The organism is Microbacterium sp. NPDC090014, assembly GCF_044748285.1.
Classification (GTDB): Bacteria; Actinomycetota; Actinomycetes; order Actinomycetales; family Microbacteriaceae; genus Microbacterium.
On sequence record NZ_JBIVFS010000001.1, the window covers coordinates 2,472,480 to 2,489,972 of the forward strand.

20 protein-coding genes are annotated in these 17,493 nt (G+C 67.2%); 11 read left to right on the top strand and 9 right to left on the bottom strand.

All coding sequences use genetic code 11. The features are described from left to right. The first annotated feature begins 104 nt into the window (after positions 1-104). Together ACIPV5_RS11785 and ACIPV5_RS11790 are read left to right on the top strand one after the other, a co-directional pair. Entirely contained in the window at positions 105-1,253 is a 1,149-nt protein-coding gene (locus ACIPV5_RS11785; RefSeq protein ID WP_053096347.1) for a zinc-dependent alcohol dehydrogenase, read from the top strand. A gap of 2 nt (positions 1,254-1,255) precedes the next feature. Beyond that, on the top strand, positions 1,256-1,822 hold the full coding sequence (locus ACIPV5_RS11790) for a hypothetical protein (protein WP_053096348.1): 567 nt from the start codon (positions 1,256-1,258) through the stop codon (positions 1,820-1,822). 24 nt (positions 1,823-1,846) lie between these two features. Here the strand turns inward: ACIPV5_RS11790 and ACIPV5_RS11795 are convergent, their stop codons facing one another. Both ACIPV5_RS11795 and ACIPV5_RS11800 read right to left on the bottom strand, forming a co-directional pair. Beyond that, positions 1,847-2,599, bottom strand: coding sequence for an MBL fold metallo-hydrolase (locus tag ACIPV5_RS11795; RefSeq protein WP_400341072.1), 753 nt, complete (start codon positions 2,597-2,599; stop codon positions 1,847-1,849). 66 nt (positions 2,600-2,665) lie between these two features. Beyond that, positions 2,666-3,460 (bottom strand): alpha/beta fold hydrolase, encoded by a 795-nt coding sequence (locus tag ACIPV5_RS11800; protein WP_400341073.1) that lies wholly within the window; start codon positions 3,458-3,460, stop codon positions 2,666-2,668. A gap of 172 nt (positions 3,461-3,632) precedes the next feature. On the opposite strand from ACIPV5_RS11800, the gene ACIPV5_RS11805 reads away from it, so the two are divergent. Continuing rightward, a complete protein-coding gene (locus ACIPV5_RS11805; protein ID WP_400341074.1) occupies positions 3,633-4,169 on the top strand; it encodes a hypothetical protein in 537 nt (178 codons plus the stop codon). Here the strand turns inward: ACIPV5_RS11805 and ACIPV5_RS11810 are convergent. Continuing rightward, positions 4,145-4,963 (bottom strand): helix-turn-helix domain-containing protein, encoded by an 819-nt coding sequence (locus ACIPV5_RS11810; RefSeq protein ID WP_400341075.1) that lies wholly within the window; start codon positions 4,961-4,963, stop codon positions 4,145-4,147. The genes ACIPV5_RS11805 and ACIPV5_RS11810 overlap by 25 nt on opposite strands. A 138-nt stretch (positions 4,964-5,101) precedes the next feature. Between ACIPV5_RS11810 and ACIPV5_RS11815 the strand changes: the two genes are divergently transcribed. From ACIPV5_RS11815 to ACIPV5_RS11830, 4 genes are all read left to right on the top strand, one after another. After that, positions 5,102-5,815: an alpha/beta hydrolase gene (locus ACIPV5_RS11815; protein WP_295101381.1), complete on the top strand. Its 714-nt coding sequence runs from the start codon at positions 5,102-5,104 to the stop codon at positions 5,813-5,815. 170 nt (positions 5,816-5,985) lie between these two features. Further along, positions 5,986-6,576, top strand: a complete 591-nt coding sequence (locus ACIPV5_RS11820) for a sulfite oxidase-like oxidoreductase (protein WP_400341076.1) — start codon at positions 5,986-5,988, stop codon at positions 6,574-6,576. Further along, entirely contained in the window at positions 6,573-7,298 is a 726-nt protein-coding gene (locus tag ACIPV5_RS11825) for a ferredoxin reductase (protein WP_372983473.1), read from the top strand. Before ACIPV5_RS11820 ends, ACIPV5_RS11825 begins: the two co-directional genes overlap by 4 nt. Continuing rightward, positions 7,298-7,585: a DUF6510 family protein gene (locus ACIPV5_RS11830; RefSeq protein WP_400341078.1), complete on the top strand. Its 288-nt coding sequence runs from the start codon at positions 7,298-7,300 to the stop codon at positions 7,583-7,585. Before ACIPV5_RS11825 ends, ACIPV5_RS11830 begins: the two co-directional genes overlap by 1 nt. Positions 7,586-7,607: 22 nt before the next feature. Here ACIPV5_RS11830 and ACIPV5_RS11835 read toward each other — a convergent pair whose 3' ends face one another. From ACIPV5_RS11835 to ACIPV5_RS11845, 3 genes are all read right to left on the bottom strand, one after another. Further along, positions 7,608-7,955, bottom strand: coding sequence for a hypothetical protein (locus ACIPV5_RS11835; protein ID WP_072591346.1), 348 nt, complete (start codon positions 7,953-7,955; stop codon positions 7,608-7,610). A 103-nt stretch (positions 7,956-8,058) separates the two neighbouring features. Beyond that, the gene (locus ACIPV5_RS11840; RefSeq protein ID WP_400341079.1) at positions 8,059-8,787 is read right to left on the bottom strand and encodes an ANTAR domain-containing protein; all 729 of its coding nucleotides are present in this window, start codon (positions 8,785-8,787) and stop codon (positions 8,059-8,061) included. Continuing rightward, a complete protein-coding gene (locus tag ACIPV5_RS11845; RefSeq protein WP_400341080.1) occupies positions 8,784-9,491 on the bottom strand; it encodes a GAF and ANTAR domain-containing protein in 708 nt (235 codons plus the stop codon). Before ACIPV5_RS11845 ends, ACIPV5_RS11840 begins: the two co-directional genes overlap by 4 nt. Positions 9,492-9,622: 131 nt before the next feature. Between ACIPV5_RS11845 and ACIPV5_RS11850 the strand changes: the two genes are divergently transcribed. The 4 genes from ACIPV5_RS11850 to ACIPV5_RS11865 are packed head-to-tail and all read left to right on the top strand — an operon-like array spanning position 9,623 to position 13,775. Beyond that, positions 9,623-10,552 (top strand): carbohydrate ABC transporter permease, encoded by a 930-nt coding sequence (locus ACIPV5_RS11850; protein WP_400341081.1) that lies wholly within the window; start codon positions 9,623-9,625, stop codon positions 10,550-10,552. After that, entirely contained in the window at positions 10,552-11,511 is a 960-nt protein-coding gene (locus ACIPV5_RS11855; protein ID WP_295101371.1) for a carbohydrate ABC transporter permease, read from the top strand. Before ACIPV5_RS11850 ends, ACIPV5_RS11855 begins: the two co-directional genes overlap by 1 nt. A gap of 49 nt (positions 11,512-11,560) precedes the next feature. Further along, positions 11,561-12,922 carry an ABC transporter substrate-binding protein gene (locus ACIPV5_RS11860; protein ID WP_400341082.1) on the top strand — a complete coding sequence of 454 codons (1,362 nt, stop codon included), beginning with the start codon at positions 11,561-11,563 and terminating at the stop codon, positions 12,920-12,922. Between the two features lie 46 nt (positions 12,923-12,968). Then, a complete protein-coding gene (locus ACIPV5_RS11865; protein WP_320488455.1) occupies positions 12,969-13,775 on the top strand; it encodes an SDR family oxidoreductase in 807 nt (268 codons plus the stop codon). A gap of 13 nt (positions 13,776-13,788) precedes the next feature. Here the strand turns inward: ACIPV5_RS11865 and ACIPV5_RS11870 are convergent, their stop codons facing one another. From ACIPV5_RS11870 to ACIPV5_RS11880, 3 genes are all read right to left on the bottom strand, one after another. Next, complete coding sequence (locus tag ACIPV5_RS11870; protein ID WP_400341083.1) at positions 13,789-14,118, bottom strand: hypothetical protein; 330 nt, start codon at positions 14,116-14,118, stop codon at positions 13,789-13,791. Between the two features lie 90 nt (positions 14,119-14,208). After that, complete coding sequence (locus tag ACIPV5_RS11875) at positions 14,209-14,886, bottom strand: DUF6766 family protein (protein ID WP_400341084.1); 678 nt, start codon at positions 14,884-14,886, stop codon at positions 14,209-14,211. Between the two features lie 142 nt (positions 14,887-15,028). Then, entirely contained in the window at positions 15,029-17,407 is a 2,379-nt protein-coding gene (locus tag ACIPV5_RS11880) for a glycoside hydrolase family 65 protein (RefSeq protein ID WP_400341085.1), read from the bottom strand. Between the last annotated feature and the right edge of the window lie 86 nt (positions 17,408-17,493).

The following is a 17,493-nucleotide window of genomic DNA, read 5'->3' on the forward strand; positions in this document are numbered from 1 at the left end:
CTGGGGGCCGACCCGACCGGCGGGGAGCCGACGGATAACCCGATAAGCGAGTCGAAGGAGCGCACGACCATGACCACACTGCACCGACAGACGGAGGCACCGAGATGAAGGCGATGGCCTACCGCGGCCCGTACAAGGTGCGGGTCGAAGAGAAACCGGAGCCACGCATCCAGCACCCGAACGACGCGATCGTCCGGGTGACGAGGGCGGCCATCTGCGGTTCCGACCTGCACCTGTTCCACGGCATGATGCCGGACACGCGCATCGGTCACACCTTCGGGCATGAGATCGTCGGCGTCGTCGAAGAGGTGGGCTCCTCGGTCCAGACCTTGCAGCGCGGCGATCGGGTCATGGTTCCCTTCAACATCTACTGCGGCTCGTGCTTCTTCTGCAGTCGCGGGCTCTTCTCGAACTGCCACAACGTGAATCCGAACGCGACCGCGGTCGGCGGGATCTACGGCTACTCGCACAGCACGGGAGGATACGACGGCGGTCAGGCGGAGTTCGTGCGCGTCCCGTTCGCCGACGTGGGCCCGTCCGTCATCCCCGACTGGCTGAGTTCGGAGGACGCCCTCCTGCTGACCGACGCGTTCTCGACCGGGTACTTCGGTGCCCAGCTCGGCGAGATCGCTCCGCTCGACACGGTCGTCGTCTTCGGCGCGGGTCCAGTCGGCCTGGCGGCCGCGCGTTCGGCGTGGTTCCTCGGCGCGGGACGCGTGATCGTCGTCGACCACATCGACTACCGACTCGAGAAGGCGCGCACGTTCGCCCACGCCGAGACCATTCATCTCGCCGAGGCGCGAGATATCGTGCTCGCGCTGAAGAAGGCGACGGGCTATCTGGGGGCCGACGTCGTGATCGACGCCGTGGGGGCAGAAGCGGACGGCAGCGTCGTCCAGCACGTCACCGGCGCGAAGCTGAAGCTTCAGGGCGGGTCACCCGTCGCACTCAACTGGGCCATCGACTCCGTGCGCAAGGGCGGCACCGTCTCGGTCATCGGTGCCTACGGCCCGCTCACCTCGGCTGTACGCATGGGCGATGTCGTGAACAAGGGGCTCACCCTCCGCGCGAATCAGGCTCCGGTCAAGCGCCAGTGGCCACGGCTGCTCGAACATATCCGGGACGGCCATGTGCGCCCGTCGGAGCTTCTCACCCACCGGTTCCCGTTGGAGCACATCGCGGAGGCCTATCACGTGTTCTCCGCCAAGCTGGACGACTGCGTCAAACCGCTCGTGGTCGTCGGAGAGGAGTGATCATGCCTTACACGGCCGATCGTCCGGGCCTCGCGCCCTCCGCGGACGAGCTGCGCGAGCGGATCCCCGGGTGGGGCGCCGATCTCGACCCTGAGCACCGCAGAACCTGGGACCAGCGGGATGACCTTCCGGACACGGGGGCTCGGTGGACGTTCCCCGAGCGTCAGGACGAAGACCCCCGGCGGGAGAAGTCGATCGAGCATTCGATGCTCCCTCCCGTGTTCGGCACCGCCCAGCCGCTGCACGGGGTCTCCGGCGTGATCCGTCGATTCGCGTACGACCGGTTCAGTGAGACGAAGAACACCCGGTGGCTGCTGCTCGTGCTCGGCGACCGGATCGATGCCGTCACCGCTCACGCCAGGTCCTTCCTCACGACCCGGCCGGACGATCCCGTGACCCTGACCGGTGTGACCTCCGAACCGCGCCACCGCCCGATCGCATCTCGATTCGGACGCGGACGCCGCGATCTGCGGCACGCCTGGCTCGACCCCATCATCGTCGCGGGGCCGTGGATCCTCACCGTCGCGGCGGCGGCGGCAGCGGTGCAGCGCGCCCGTCGATCGCGCTGAGCGCTGATGGCGCGGCGCCCGTCTTCAGTGGGCGCCGCGTCGTGCGGCTTCCGCGACCGCCGCCGCGATCCCGTCTCGCCAGGGGCCGCCGTGTCCGGGCAGCACGAGCTGAGCCGACGTCTCGGCGAGTGTGTCGAGCGAGGCGAGCGCCCGTGCGGTGTCGGCGGTCGCGGCGCGCGCGATGATCTGGGGACCTGCCTCGCCGGTGTAGGGATCGAGGGTCACGAGCGCGTCGCCCGAGAGCAGGATCCCCTGGTCCTCGAAGAACACGGCGCAGTGCCCTGCCGTGTGACCGGGAGTCCAGAGCGCGGTCGGCGCACCGGGGGCATCCACGGGCTGCCCGTGGTGGATCCGACCGAGGGCGTCCACGCCGCGCACGCCGAGCGCCCCGTGCGCCGCCATCCGAGCGATCACGGGGATGCCGCGCGGGTGCGAGAGCAGATACGGCACCCGCGGACTCGCAGGTCGATAGCTGTACGGATGCCGGGCGAGGCGCGCGTCCGCGGAATGCACGAGCACCGTCGCCCCGTGAGCGCGGATGCTCGAGGCGACTCCTACGTGATCGAAGTGCCCGTGGGTGAGGATGACCGCGTCGATGTCCGACTCGCGGGCGCCCAGGTGTTCGAGCAGCGCGTGCAGCGGTCGTCGACTGCCGGGCAGTCCTGCGTCGACGAGCGTGAGTCCATCGCCTGTCTTGATCAGGTAGCAGTTCACCTCGGCGACCGATACGCAGAAGAAGCCGGGTGCCACCTCGGTGAAGGATCGAGTGCGATTCATGCGGCCACGCTACGAATCCCGACTCTCGTCGGAGACGGTCTTGACATCGCGCTGATCGAAGGAGCACTATCGGCGCGGCGACTCCGACGGTCGCCCCGACCGCCATCCCGGTGTCGGTTCCAGAATGCTGTCTGCAACCGCATCCGGCGCAGATCGCTGTACGACGTGATGTCTGCCGGGAATCGCGACGATGTCCGCGTCGCGGGCGCTGGACGCGAGGCGATCGCACCATGCGGCACCGGCGATCGGGTCCTTCGCTCCGCGGAGGACGAGCAGCGGCACGGTGAGACTCCCAACCCGATCCTCGGTGGGGTAACGCAGCATGTGAGCAGCCTGTCGCAGATACCAGCGCGGGCCGCACCTCACGTAGTCGCTGAAGACGATGACGTTCGTGGCCGGGGTCTCCCCCAACGTGTCGACAGCCAGCGCACGCGCCTGTGCGCCGAGGCTGCGATGCGCGTCGTCGACGACCGGCCCGATCGCGACCACTCGGGCGATCCGCGCCGGATGGCGAACCGCGGTCTCGACTGCCCACTGGACTCCCATCGAGTGGCCGACGAGAATCACCGGGCGGCTGCTCACTGCGACCACCAGCTCTCGGATGGCGTCGGCCATCTCTTCGATCGTGACGTCGTGGCCGGGCTTGGGGAGCCCCCCGAACCCCGGCAGGTCGAGGGACACGACGCGAACCGACCGAGCGAGCACGTGGTGCAGTCGCGCGAAGTAGCGGTGAGACATCCCGATGCCGTGGATCAGCACGATCGTCTCGGTCGCGTCATCCGCCCGGCTCTCGATCACGCGGAACCGCATCCCGCGCACGGTCAGCGTGCGTTCGGATCCGAGTGGAGTATGACGGCTCACTCGACACCTTTCCCATGCGACACGACTGGCTGGCGGCGGACTATGAGAAGACACGATAATCGCAGCCCCTGACTCGGCGGGGCCTGCAGGGCATTGTGCACGCCTGGACGCCCCCGTGGCAGGCCTCGAGAGGGACCCTGTGGGGCCCGAGGCCGAAGGTATCGTGGCCGTCATGGATCGCGAGACAGCAATGGAGCACTTCGGATCACCATCACCCCAGATCACGGTGGTCGTGAACCGTCATCTGGATGTCGTGTCGACGACGCCTCTGGCGATGGCCCTGACGGCCGCGTTCACCGTCGGAAACAACCTCGCGCGGTCATTCTTCCTGAATCCCGAAGCGGCCGAGACGCTGGGGCGCTGGAGTGAGATCGCCGGACAGGTCGCCGGCCTGCTGCGCGCGAACCTCGTCGAATTCGGACAGGACCCCCGCTTCGCGCACCTGATCGGCGAGCTCGGGGCGCACAGCCAGGAATTCAGGGAGCAGTGGGCGCGGACCGAGCTCGATGAGTGCCCCGCCTCGCAGCTCATCGACGTGTTCCACCCGATGACAGGACGGCAGCAGTACGAGGCGCGGATATCGCCGGATGGCAGCGACCACAGAGTGCTGCTGTGGATTCCCGCCGACGACTCTTCGGCGGACGCAGTGCGCGAACTGTGGTCACGCACCCGACAGGTGCCCGCTCAGCGGATCGACTCGGCGAGGTAGCGGATGGCCGCCGCGGCAGGCGAGCCCGGTGGATCCGCGAACAGCACGAGATAGGTGTCAGTACCGGGCACCTGGAAGTGCTGCCAGGAGACGGTCACGACTCCGAACGGCTCGATCCTGTGCTGGGTGGTGTCAAAGCTGAGATCCGCGACCTCGTGCCGTGCCCAGATCCCCGGAAAGTCGGCATCCTGAATAAGCAGGTTCGCGAGGAGTTCCCGAAAACGGGGATCGTTCGGATTGCTCCGCAGACGGAATGACGCCACAAGCCTTTCGGCCAGACTCCTCCAGGTCTCACCGACCCGGTCCCGCGCGCCGGCACTGAAAGTGGCCAGGAGGAGATTCCGTCCCGGCTGCATCGAAGCCGGCTGGAGAGCCTGCGCGAGGGGGTTGGCAGCGAGTACGTCCTGGTTGCCGTCGACGACGACTACGGGCACGTCCTGCAGTGTTCGCAGAAGCGCTGTGACGGACTCCGGGATCTTCTGGGAGGCAGGTGATCGCTCCATCGCAGACGGACTCCACCCGCTGTTCAAACGCAGCAGATACGTCGTGGCGGCGTCGTCCAGCTTCAGCGCCTGGGCGAGCGCCAGCAGCACCTGCGCAGACGGCTGGTGGTCATGGCCGCGTTCGAGCCGCACGTAGTACTCCGGGCTGATCCTTGCGAGTGCCGCCACTTCTTCGCGGCGAAGCCCGACGACGCGTCGTCCCGGGGTACGCGGCAGGCCGACGTCCTCGGGTTGCAGCACATTGCGCCGAGCCCGCAGATACTCCGACACCGGCGTCCGCTGTTCGTTCATGCTCTCCCGCTGGTGTCATCCCGCACTCTCGCTCAAATAGTAGGACGCAGCACGCCCGCCGGATGGGGACCCTGGGAGGGACACCACAGGATCGGCCGCCGAACCTAGCGTCATAACCACCACCCCCGAAAGGAAACCATGTCGAACCTCACCATCGTCCTCGTCCACGGCGCATTCGCCGACGCCGCGAGCTTCGAGCCCGTCACTCGCGGTCTTCTCGATCTCGGCCACGAGGTCGTCGTCCCCGCCGTCCCCAACCGCAGTCTGCTCGGCGACTCGGCGTACATCCGCTCTGTCGTCGAGAAGATCGAGGGGCCCGTCCTCCTGGTCGGCCACTCGTACGGTGGCGCAGTGATCACGGTCGCCGGTGCTGCGGACAACGTCGTGGGGCTGGTCTACCTCTCGGGCTACGCACTCGAAGAAGGCGAGAGCCTCGGCCAGCTGCAGGGCGGGTTCCCCGACTCCGAGCTGGCCGCCAACCTCGTCTACACTCCGTTCCCGAACCCCGGCGCTGAGGACGGCACGGACGTCTCGGTCAAGGTCGAGGCTTTCCCGCAGGTCTTCGCTGCCGGCATCGACCCCGCCATCTCCGAGGTCCTCGCCGTCGCACAGCGCCCCCTCGCAGCCCTTGCATTCAGCGAGGCCGCACCGGTCGCTGCGTGGAAGACCAAGCCTGCCTTCGGCATCGTGTCCGCTGCCGACCACACCATCAACCCGGACGTCGAGCGCTTCGGCTACACCCGCGGCAACTTCCGTCGCGTCATCGAACTCGACGCACCGCACCTCGTGATGCGCGCCCTCCCCCAGGACGTCATCCAGTTCATCGTCGAGGCGGCTGCCGAGGTCGTCTGACCTCTCGAGGGCGGAGACGCCGTCCGGCGCTCTCCGCCCTCGAATGGTGCGACACCGCGCCCCACGGTCCTAGAATCGGGGCGACCCGCGCGTGCCGCGTTCGACACCTGCAGGAGGCATCCACCCGATCGATCGGGTGGAATGAGTGGGACCAACGAAAGAAGGCGATCATGGCTGTGATCTCCCGCGGCTTCGGCGCCCGGCGACGCGAGTCGGATGACCGGCTCCCCCCGGGTCAGTACCTCACCGAGGACTTCCCGGTGCTCTCGGCCGGACCGACACCCCGAGTCGCGACCGACACCTGGGAGTTCGCGGTCGTCGGGCTCGACGGCATTCGCCGCACCTGGTCGTGGGATGAGCTGCAGGCGCTCCCGATCGATACGATCACCACCGACATCCACTGCGTGACGCGGTGGTCGAAGCTGGGCACGCAGTGGCGCGGAGTCTCGCTCGATCATCTGCTGCAGGATGCCGGAGGCGGCGACTTCACCCGTGTCTTCTCCTACGGCGGGTACACGACGAATGTTCCCCGCGCCGACCTGACCGGCGGCAAGGCGTGGATCGCATTCGAGTTCGAGGGCGAGCCACTCGTCGCAGAGCACGGCGGCCCCGCCCGGCTCCTCGTCCCCCACCTCTACTTCTGGAAATCCGCGAAGTGGGTCCACGGCCTGGATCTTCTCGAGAACGACGAACCGGGGTTCTGGGAGCAGAACGGATACAACATGTACGGCGACCCGTGGAAAGAGGAGCGTTACTGGTGACCTCGTCGTCGCTGTGGCTTGTCGCCAGTGTCATCGAGGTCCGACGAGCCACACCCCATGGCCGCGTGCTCTCCCTCCGGGTCGACGGGTGGCCGGGGAATCTCGCCGGACAGCACGTCGATGTGCGTTTGACCGCTGAGGACGGCTATCAGGCCGTGCGGTCGTACTCGCTCGCATCGTCCGGAGAGGGTGACGTGCTCGAGCTGGCCGTCGACGAGGTGCCGGATGGCGAGGTCTCTCCGTATCTCGTCGAAGATGTCCGGCCCGGCGACGAGCTGGAGGTCCGCGGTCCGATCGGCGCCTACTTCGTGTGGACCCCAGCCCAGCCCGAGCCCGTTCAGCTCATCGCGGGCGGGTCAGGGATAGTGCCCCTCCTCGCGATGGCCCGGGAACATGCGCGCTCGGCCAGCTCCGCACCGATGCGGCTCCTGTACGCGGTGCGTTCCGCGGACGACGCGTTCTACGCGGCCGAACTGGGCGATCTCGCCGACGACGCCTTCAGCGTCGACTGGGCGTACAGCCGCTCGGCACCGGTCGGCTTCGCTCGCCCCGCCGGCAGGGTGGATGCCGCGACGCTCGAGGCCTCGACCATCCCCGCTGCGCAGCGCCCCTCGGTGTACGTCTGCGGGCCGACCGGCTTCGTCGAGGCGGTCGCCGATCTGCTCGTCGCGGCCGGGCATCCGCCCGACCGCATCCGTACCGAGCGTTTCGGAGGTGCCTGATGGAGGCTGCCCACCCCGGCCATCGCACGAGAGTCGACGGCAACGCCGCTGGCGGGATCCTGATCGAGGTGTTCGGCAGGGACATGACCGGTGCTCGGGCCACCTGCACGCGCTGCGATCGCAAGGCCGTGCTCGGCGACGCCGTCGCAGAACTGGATCCGGCCGGCGTGATCCTCTTGTGTCGCGGATGCGGACACACCCTGTTGACCTGTATTCAGATCGACGGGCGGTACTCGCTCGATGTCGGGGCTCTGTCCCGCCTGGAGTGGGCCTCCGACGGCGACTAGCTCGCTCGTCGGCGACCGGCGCTCAGACGGGGCCCGAGTCGCATTCGGCGTCGAACACCTCACGGACGTCGTCAGGCTCGAATGCCGTGGTCGCCGTCGGCACAAGCGCCAGAGCACGGGCCCGGATCCCCTCAGCTGCGCCATCATCGTCCTCGATCTGCGGCGACAACTCCGCGTGCGCCACCGCGATCGGCAGCATGGCACCGAGCGTCACCCGCACACTCGACCGACCGCCCGCGGGGCCGACGACGGGGATCTCCACGACATCCGAGCGCCGCTCCTCCGCCAACGCCTTCCAGTACTCCAGCACCGCGTCTGCGGTCGCGTCACCCGTCAGGTAGGTGCCGACCTGGGTGATGAGGGACTTCATGATCACTCCCGGGACTCTCGACGGTTGCATTTCCGCTACCGGGTCCGGGGCAGCGATTTCACGCTAGGCCCGATCGTGTGCGAGGTCGACCCCCCTTGCGCTTTCAGGATTCAGGTGATTCAAGCCTGATGTCCCGCCGCACGATGCGTTCAGCCACCGCGCTCAGACGCAGGCCGCGATCACGGGCGAAGGTGCGCATGAGCGTGAAGGCATCGGGGATCGGCACCCCCGCCGTGAACGAGACCACACCCTTGGCCTGCTCGATCATCACCCGGCTGTTCAGTGCGGTCTGCAGTTGTGACGACAGCGATTCCTGCTCTCGGAGGCTGCGCTCGTGCAGGATCCCGATCGTTGCCACATCGGCGAACGCTCGCGCCGCGGAGAGGTCTTCAGGGGGCGGCGACCCGGTATCGGATCGGAGCAGGTTGAGGGTGCCGATCGTCGTGTTCCGCAGCCGCATCGGTATCGCCTCGATCGACGCGAAGCCGTTCTCCAACGCCGCCTGGCGGAAGACCGGCCACTTCTCTGAACCGGCGGCGATGTCGGGAACCGACACCGCTGTCCCCGTCAGGAAGCACTCGATGCAGGGTCCCGCCTCTGCGGCGAGCTGGATCACCTCGACGAGCTCGGTCGCCTCGCTCGTGGATGCGACGAGTTCGAGTTCACCGGAGGGGTCGGCGAGAAGGATTCCGGCGTCGCTCGCATCCAGCAGCTCCTGGCACGCATCCACGAGTGTCTGCAGCAGATCCACGACGTCGTAGTCGTCGACCATCGTGTCGGCGAGGGTGGCGAAGAGCTCCAACAACCGAGCCTCGCGGGTAGGCGTCGTCATGAGCCCGCCTCGATGCCGCCTGACGTGCGCGAGAAGCGGAGAGAGCCGTCCACCACCGCCTGCGCGACCTCCATGACGCGCTGCCCGGTCGAGAACGCCCGCGCCTGAAGCATGAGCAGCGCGTCGTCCGGACCGATGTCGAGCTGCGCGAGCACGATGCCGGTCGCCTGGTGCACGGTTCGTCGAGAGTAGATGCCCGTCTGCGCGTCGTTGTCCGCGAAGTCCGACAGCGCGTCCCTCAGCACATGCCGGCTCACCACATCCGCCATGGCGCGCGCCTGCGTGCACTCGCTCGGAGTGAGCGCCACGGGTGCTGTCGAGTAGAGGTCGACGGCTCCCATCTTGATCTCGCCGACAGACAGCGGAAAGGCGAACATCGACGCGACCTCCGCGTCGTCCTCCACAGCCGAGGCGAAAGCGGGCCACCGAGAGACGCCGCGGTGCCGGAAGTCGGGCTCGAGGACAGCGGCAGAGGTGCGCATGGCCTCCCAGCACGGGCCTTCGCCGAGGTCGAACTGGAGCTCATCCAGGCGTGCCGCCACGTCGTCGGTCGCGGAGATCGTCTCGCTCCCGAGCACGTCCCCTACGGTCGAGACCGCGGCACCCGTGACCGGGAACCGATCGACGAAGAAACCACTGAGCGCGTCCAGCTGACGACCGGAGCGCTCCAGATCGTTCAGCGCATCGTCGAATGACTCACTCATAGTGCTCTTCACGATACCGCCACCGGACTGCCCGCGCGGTGGAGGCACCTACGAAGTCCGAGAGTTGCACAACAACCGGTCGGTGACAAGCCCCGGGCCGGTTTCTCCCCGCGCGTCTAACTTCTCGTCTCATGAAGACGGCACACCCGCAGCGACGGCAGCGCGATCCGTACAACAGGCGTGAGGTCCTGGCCGGATACCTGTTCATCTCGCCATGGATCCTGGGATTCCTGATCTTCACGGCGGGTGCGATGGCATACAGCCTCTACATCTCGTTCAGCAACTACAACCTCGCCACCAACTCGGCGCGTCCGATCGGCATCGCCAACTACGCCGAGCTCTTCGACGACCCTCGGGTGGGGCTCTCGCTCGCCAACACGCTGTTCTACGTCGTGATGGCCGTGCCTCTCGAGATCATCTTCGCGCTCGTCCTCGCACTGCTGCTCAACCGGGTGGGCCGCGGTGCCGGCTTCTTCCGCGTGCTCTACTACCTGCCCAAGATGACCCCCGCCGTCGCCACGGCCGCCGTCTTCTTCCTCCTGCTCAACGGCAACTCGGGGGCGATCAACCAGTTCCTCCGCGTGTTCGGCATCTCGGGGCCGCAGTGGCTGGTCGACCCGGCATGGGTCAAACCGAGCATCGTCATCATGACGCTCTGGACGGTCGCCGGAACGATGGTGATCTTCCTCGCCGCGCTCAAGAACGTGCCGATCGAACTCTACGAGGTGGCGTCGCTCGACGGCGCGGGGCCCATCCGCCGGTTCTTCTCGATCACTCTGCCGATGATCTCGGGAGCGATGTTCTTCAACGTCATCGTCCTCTCGATCGCGGCCTTCCAGATCTTCGACCAGGCCTATCTGCTGTTCTGGCGAGATCAGAGCAACGCCTCCCCCGAGGCGTCGCTGTTCTATGCCATCTACCTGTTCCAGCAGGCCTTCCGCCAGTTCGACTTCGGCTTCGCGGCCGCGATGGCCTGGCTGCTGTTCGTGATCATCATGCTGATCACGCTCATCCAGGTGAAGGTCGGCAACCGCTTCGTCTACTACGAGGGAGACCGCTGATGTCGACGACGATCCGACCTGTCCCGCTCACCCCGCCTCCCGGACCGGAACCCCGCACCGACACGGTCTCGGTCACGACCCCCGGGCAGCCGCGCAGACGTCGACGCCTCGCTCGACCGAAGAGCCTGGTCGCAAGAATCCTGCTCACGATCGTTCTGATCGGCTTCGGCCTGCTGTTCCTCTACCCCTTCGTCTGGTTGATCGCCGCGAGCCTGAAGCCCCGGGGAGAGGTGTTCGACAACAGTCTCTTCCCGCGCACCTTCGTTCCCGAGAACTACATCGAGGTGTGGAATCAGCTGCCGTTGCTGAGCTGGGTATGGAACAGCGTCGCCATCGCCCTGCTCGCTGCGGGCACCGTCGCCATCTCGAGCTCGATCGTGGCGTTCGGGTTCGCCTACTTCCGATTCCCGGGCCGCAAGCTGCTGTTCGGACTCGTACTGGCGACGATGATGCTGCCGGGAGCGGTGACGATGATCCCGGTCTACCTCATCTGGAAGCAGACCGGCATGCTCGGCACCTGGGTTCCGCTGTGGGGCATGAACCTGTTCGGCTCCGCCTTCTACATCTTCCTGCAGCGCCAGTTCTTCCTCGGACTTCCCCGAGAGCTGTTCGAGGCCGCGCGACTCGACGGAGCGAGCGCCTGGGGCCTGTTCTGGCGTATCGCGATGCCGCTCTCGATCCCGTCGTTCGTGATCGTGTTCCTCTTCGAGTTCCAGGCCAGCTGGAACAACCTGCAGGCTTCGCTGATCTACCTCAACGCCGGGTCCGTCGACGAGTTCACCGCGCCTCTCGGCATCGCCTACGCGATGACGAAGTACAGCCCGACCGCCGGCGGTCACGGCGACTACCAGTACGTGATGGTGGCATCGCTCATCGTGACCCTGCCGATGCTGCTGCTCTTCGCCTTCGGCCAGCGGTATTTCATCGAGGGCGTCGCGACGCAGGGGCGCAAGGGCTGATCCCAATCCCGCAGGGCGGGTATCCGCCCCCACATGAATGGAGAACGACATGAAGACACGAATCCTCGGAGCCGCCGCAGCCGTGACGGCATCCGCTCTGCTGCTCAGCGGGTGCGGTGGGGGAAGCGGCGAGAGCGCCGCAGAGTCGGTCGACTTCGGCGCGGACGCCACCGGAACCCTGAAGGCCTGGGGCTTCGAGAACGCCGATGATGTCGGCACCTCGCGCATGGACTATGCCGCCGAGCAGCTCTCGGATGTTGAGGTCGACCTCGACGCCACGGCGTTCGACGCGCAGAAGTTCACCACCCGCATCGCGAGCGGCGATGTGCCCGATGTCGTGCAGATGGACCGACGCTACGTCACCACGTATGCGGCACAGGATCTGATCATGCCCCTGGACGCCTGCTTCGAGGCGCACGACGTCTCGCCGCGCGATCGCTGGTATCCCTTCGTCGTCGACGATGTGACGTACGAGGACGGCGTGTGGGCCGTGCCGCAGTTCTACCAGCCGCCGGCGATTCTGCTGAACAAGGCGGTGCTCGCCGAGGCCGGTGTCTCGGCCGAGGAGTTCGACACGTCGAAGCCGGATGCCCTGATGGGAGCGATCGAGAAGATCTACCAGGAGTCGGGAGGAGTGCCGACCCGCCTGGGCTTCGACCCGGTCGCGACCGGCCAGGGCGGGCTCTGGGTGCTGGCGATGGGCGGGCAGCTCAACGATGAAGAAGGGGCTCCCACGCTCGACGATCCGAGCAACGTCGCCGGGCTGGAGATGCTGAAGGAGATCACGGACGCCCAGGGCGGATTCGCGTCGGTGAAGAGCTTCACCGACTCCTTCGACACCTTCGGCGACAACAACCAGTACGTGGCGGGACAGGTCGGCGGGCAGGTCAACGCCCAGTGGTACCCCAACGTGCTCTCCCCGTATGTCGACCAGCTCGAGCTCGAAGCGGTCCCGTTCCGCTCATCGGACGGCGAGCCTTTCTCGGTCGCGTCAGGCACGGCGTTCGTGATCCCGGTCGGTGCGGAGAACCCCGCAGCTGCCTGCGCATGGATGGTGGAACTCACCTCCGACGAGGCCTGGAACGCGGCCGGCGAGGCGCGCGCCGAGGTCCGCGAGCAGGACGGCGGCATCAACACCGGCCTCTTCACCGGGTCGCCGGCATCTGACCAGGAGATCCGCGATCAGTGGGTCACCGAGAGCGGCAACGCCGGATTCGATCAGGTGATCTCGACCTACTACGACGTCGTCGAGTACGGAGAGTCATTCGGCTCGTCGCCCGCCGGTCAGGAGATCCAGAACGAGCTCAACAACGCCATCACTGCGGCGCTGCTCGGCGACAAGTCCATCGAGGATGCCCTGGCTGACGCGCAGGACGCGGCGATGCGCGCATACGAGAAGACGGCCGGCTGATCGCCAGGCCCGGTGGATGAGAAGACCCGACGATGAGGAGAACGGCATGACCGACCACGCACACACACCCCGTAGGGCGATCGTCACGGCCGGCGATTCGGGAATCGGCCGCGCCACGGCGGTGGCGCTCGCCACCGCCGGGATGGACGTGGCGATCACGTGGCATTCCGATCAGGCGGGCGCCGAGCAGACCGCCGAAGAGGTGCGCACCCACGGAGCGCGGGCGATCACGGGGCAGCTCGACGTCGCCGACATCCCCGCGTGCGGTGACGTGATCGACGGCCTGATCGCGGAGCTGGGCGGCCTCGACGTCTTCGTGAACAACGCGGGGACCGGGACGTCGACTCCGTTCCTCGACCTCTCGTTGGATGACTGGAAGCACGTCATCGACACCGACCTCACCGGCGCCTTCGTCTGCCTGCAGCGCGCCGCGCGCGCGATGGTCGCGGCGGGCAACGGCGGCCGTCTGATCGCCGTGACCAGCGTGCATGCGCATCAGCCGATGGTCGGTTCGAGCGCGTACGACGCCGCGAAGCACGGACTCGATGGACTGATGAAGAACCTCGCCCTCGAGCTGGGCTCGGCGGGGATCAGCGCGGTCAGCGTCGCCCCCGGCGAGATCGCGACCCCGATGACCGGGCAGACGGATGTGGATCCTCACACGCAGGACCGCCCCGGCATCCCGCTGGGACGCCCGGGGGACGCACGCGAGGTCGCCGCGCTGATCGCCTTCCTCGCGTCGCCGCCGGCCGCCTACATCTCCGGAGCATCGGTGGTGATCGACGGAGGGATGCTGCAGATGGGGCCGCAGGCCGGCGCGAGCATCGAGTCGCACGAGTGGCGCAAGGCCTGAGCCCCGCGCGCGGCTAGATCTCCTCAGTGCTCTCGAGGATCCACGGGGGCTCCGTCTCGGTCACGACGGTGGAGCGCGACGACGCGATGCGGTCGCGCATCTCCTGCACGGTCTCCCCGTTGTCCGGCTCCTCGAGCTGGGAGTTGGTCGACTCGACCATGAGCTCAGTGCTCGGCGTGAGCAGGAAAGACGCGTCTACGATGTTCCCGTCCGGGCTGACGACCCGCAGCGTCACCGTGTCGGCGCTCCCGTCGCTCGCCAGCACTCGCGCGTAGTCCATCAGCGTGTCCGCTGCGTCATCACCCACGAGAACCGACTTCTCGGCATACTTCACGTGCTTCATCATCCGCTCCTGTCGATCGGTTTCGTGCCAGGAAACCCTGTCGACTTCGCTGCAGACAGGGGCTTGACGATCGAAGCGATAAGGTCCTCGCTACTCGGACTCGACGCTGCTCACGTGATGCGGCACGCCGACCGGCTTCGACTCGCTCGAGCCGCGCTGCCGCAGATAGATCGAGAAGGCGACCATCGCGCCGACGGCCAGGAACTCCGATTGCCAGTTCTGCAGCGTGCGGTTCCAGAACTCCGCCGAGACGACATAGTCGGTCCACGTCTCCGGTGGCAGGCCGTGCTGCGCGTTCTGCTCGTTGGCGACGACATGCCCGGCGAGCGACTGGGCGAGCCACGAGAGCAGGAAGATCGTTCCCATCGCGAGCAGAAGCGAGTTGGAGTAGATCCACCCGCGCAGTCCGTGCACCTTCGCCCAGCGCGGGGAGTCGACATGCGCGTGCTCTCCGACGAGTTGATCGGCGTCCGACCCCACTCCCTCGTCGCCCGGCTTCTTGGATTCAGGTGATCCTCGCTGGATGAACCAGATGGTCGCGAGGATGAAGAGGAAGAACTGCAGGAACTCCGACTGCCAGTTCTCCGCCACATCGACGAGGAAGTCGGAGGAGGTGATGAACTCCAGATACGGAGTGGGCGGCTGACCGTGCTGAGCCAGCTCCTGGTTGTTGTAGGCGTGTCCCGCGATCGACTGCCCGATCAGGCTGAGCGCGAAGATCGCGAGGAAGACGAGGCTGAGTCCCCCGTCTCTGACGAAGCGACGCATCTCGTTCACTTCCCCGTCAGAGGCAGGGCGATCATGGTCGCCAGCCCGACCACGATGATGAGCGTCCATGACCAGAACGCCATTCGCATCGATGCGCGACCGATGGTTCGATCCGACATGATTGTCTCCTCTCTCTGTCACCTCAGCCGCTGAACGCCTCGAGCGCCGGTCGGGGCGCTCGTCCTCGAGGCTGCCGGGGATGCGGCCCCCGCGGCGGCAATGGTGGGATCCCTCGTGTGACGGGATGTCCGGCGTCGAGCGTCACCGGCTCGTCGTAGTGGGTGATGGTGAGCGGGTCGCCCGAGGCGAGCCGATAGGTGGCCTCCGCCTGGCGGACATCGACACGCAGGACGCAGCCGTGGATGCGCACCCCGAACTCGAGCCCGTCGATCTCGGACGGAAGACGCGGGCAGAACCGCAGGCCGCTGTCGCTGTCGCGCATCCCGCCGAAGCCCGCGGTGATGGCCGTCCAGACCCCCGCGAGAGCGGCGACATGGAGCCCCTGACCGGTGTTGCCATGAAGGTCGTCGAGATCGAGAGTCGCGACCTCGGCGAGATAGTCGAGCGCGAGATCCAGGTGACCGACCTCTGCGGCGACCACGGCCTGCGCCGCCGCCGACAGCGACGAGTCCCGCACGGTGATCGCCTCGTAATACTCGAACGCACGCTCCTTCTGCGCCGCGGTGAACGACTCATGCGAGAAGAACAGGGCGAGCACCAGATCGGCCTGCTTCACGACCTGCTTGCGGTAGAGGTCGAAGTACGGGAAGTGGTCGTGCAGCAGGTACTCGTCCGGGGCGGTCGACTCGAAGTGCCACCGTTCGAGGTCGGTGTAGCCGGCGGACTGCGGGTGCACGCCCCGTTCGTCATCGAAGGGCACCGTCATCGCTGCGGCAGCGAGTTCCCACCTCGCGATCTCGTCGTCTACGACCTCGAGCTCCGACGCGACCTCCGGATGCCGTCGGGCCGCGGCCGCCGCCCCTTGAAGGTTCTTCTGGGCTGCCAGGTTCGTGAAGACGTTGTCGTTCGCGATGGCCGAGTACTCGTCCGGCCCCGTGACGCCGTCGATGTGGAAGCCGCCGTGCGCATCCCACCGACCGAGCGAGGCCCAGAGGCGAGCGGTCTCGACCAGGATCTCGAGGCCGGCCTCCCGTTCGAAGTCGACATCGCCCGTCGCCCGCACGTAGTGCAGAACCGCTCCGGCCACATCGGCGTTGATGTGGAACGCGGCCGTGCTGGCAGGCCAGTACCCCGACGACTCTCTGCCGTCGATGGTTCGCCACGGCAATGCGGCACCCTGCAGATGCAGTTGCGCCGCCCTGTCACGAGCGCGGTCGAGCACCGAATGTCGCCATCGCAGCGCCTGTTCGGCGGCGTGCGGGAGGGTCGAGGTGAGGACGGGGAGCACGAACGCCTCGAAGTCCCAGAAGGTGTGCCCCTCGTATCCGGAGCCGGTCAGCCCCTTGCCCGGAACGGATCGCAATTCCATGCGGGTGGAGGCCTGGAACACCTGGAAGAGCGCGAAGCGCACGGCCTGCTGCAGCCGTGCCGGTCCGTCGACCCGCACGTCGGCGCACTCCCAGAAGTCGTCGAGCCGTGCCCGTTGATCGGCGACCAGTGCGTCCCATCCGGCCCGCAGCGCGTCGCCGACCGCCGTCTCGGCCCGGTCCCGCAGGGCGGCGGTCGAGAGGTCGGACGAGAACTCATGACCGACGAGCTTGACGATCTCGAGCGTCTCTCCGGCAGCCAGGGATGCGCGCACCGTGGTACGCGCACGGTCGCCCGTCGCATCGACATCCGTCTCGACGCTCGGCTCGTTCCGGGGAGAACCGCTCACGCGATGGTCCATCGCGACAGCGGTCGTGAGCCCGCTCTTCCTCGTGCGGTGCACGAGGGTGGCGGCACCCGCGTCGGCGGCCGAGGCCACCCCCTCGAGCGGCTCGCTCAGCAGCTCCTGCACCCGGGGGTCGTCGTGCGTGATCGGCAGCGGCTCGTTCGCCAGCAGTTCGGAGATGACGGTGACGTCCGCCGGACCGCCGAGCGCCTGCACACGGTAGTGCACCGCTGCGACGGAGCGGTGCGCGAAGGAGACGATCCTCGTCGACCGGATCCGCACCCGCTGGCCGGTCGGACTGGTCCACTCGACCTCGCGTTCGAGAGTTCCCGCGCGGAAGTCGAGACGACGGGTGTGCGACGTGAGCGATCCACGACGGACATCGAACGGCTCGTCCCCGACGATCAGCCGGATGAGCTGGCCGTTGGCCGCGTTGATCACGCTCTGCCCGCACTCGGGGTAGCCGTATCCCTCTTCGGCATACGGCATCGGGTGCTCTTCGAAGAGGCCGTTCAGATAGCTTCCCGCGACGCCGCGCGGGTCGCCTTCGTCGAGGTTCCCCCGCCAGCCCACATGACCGTTCGAGAGGCCGAAGACGGACTCCTCATGGGCGAGGTTCTCGACGTCGATGCCGTCGGCACCGATGCTCCACTCGTCGATATCGAATCTCGGCCGCGTCCTGCTCATGGGCTCCTCTTCCGTCGACAGTGCTTCTGGAAGAGAAAGTAGTCAGGATCGAGGAACGTGGGGAGCGGGTTGATTCCCGCTCCCCG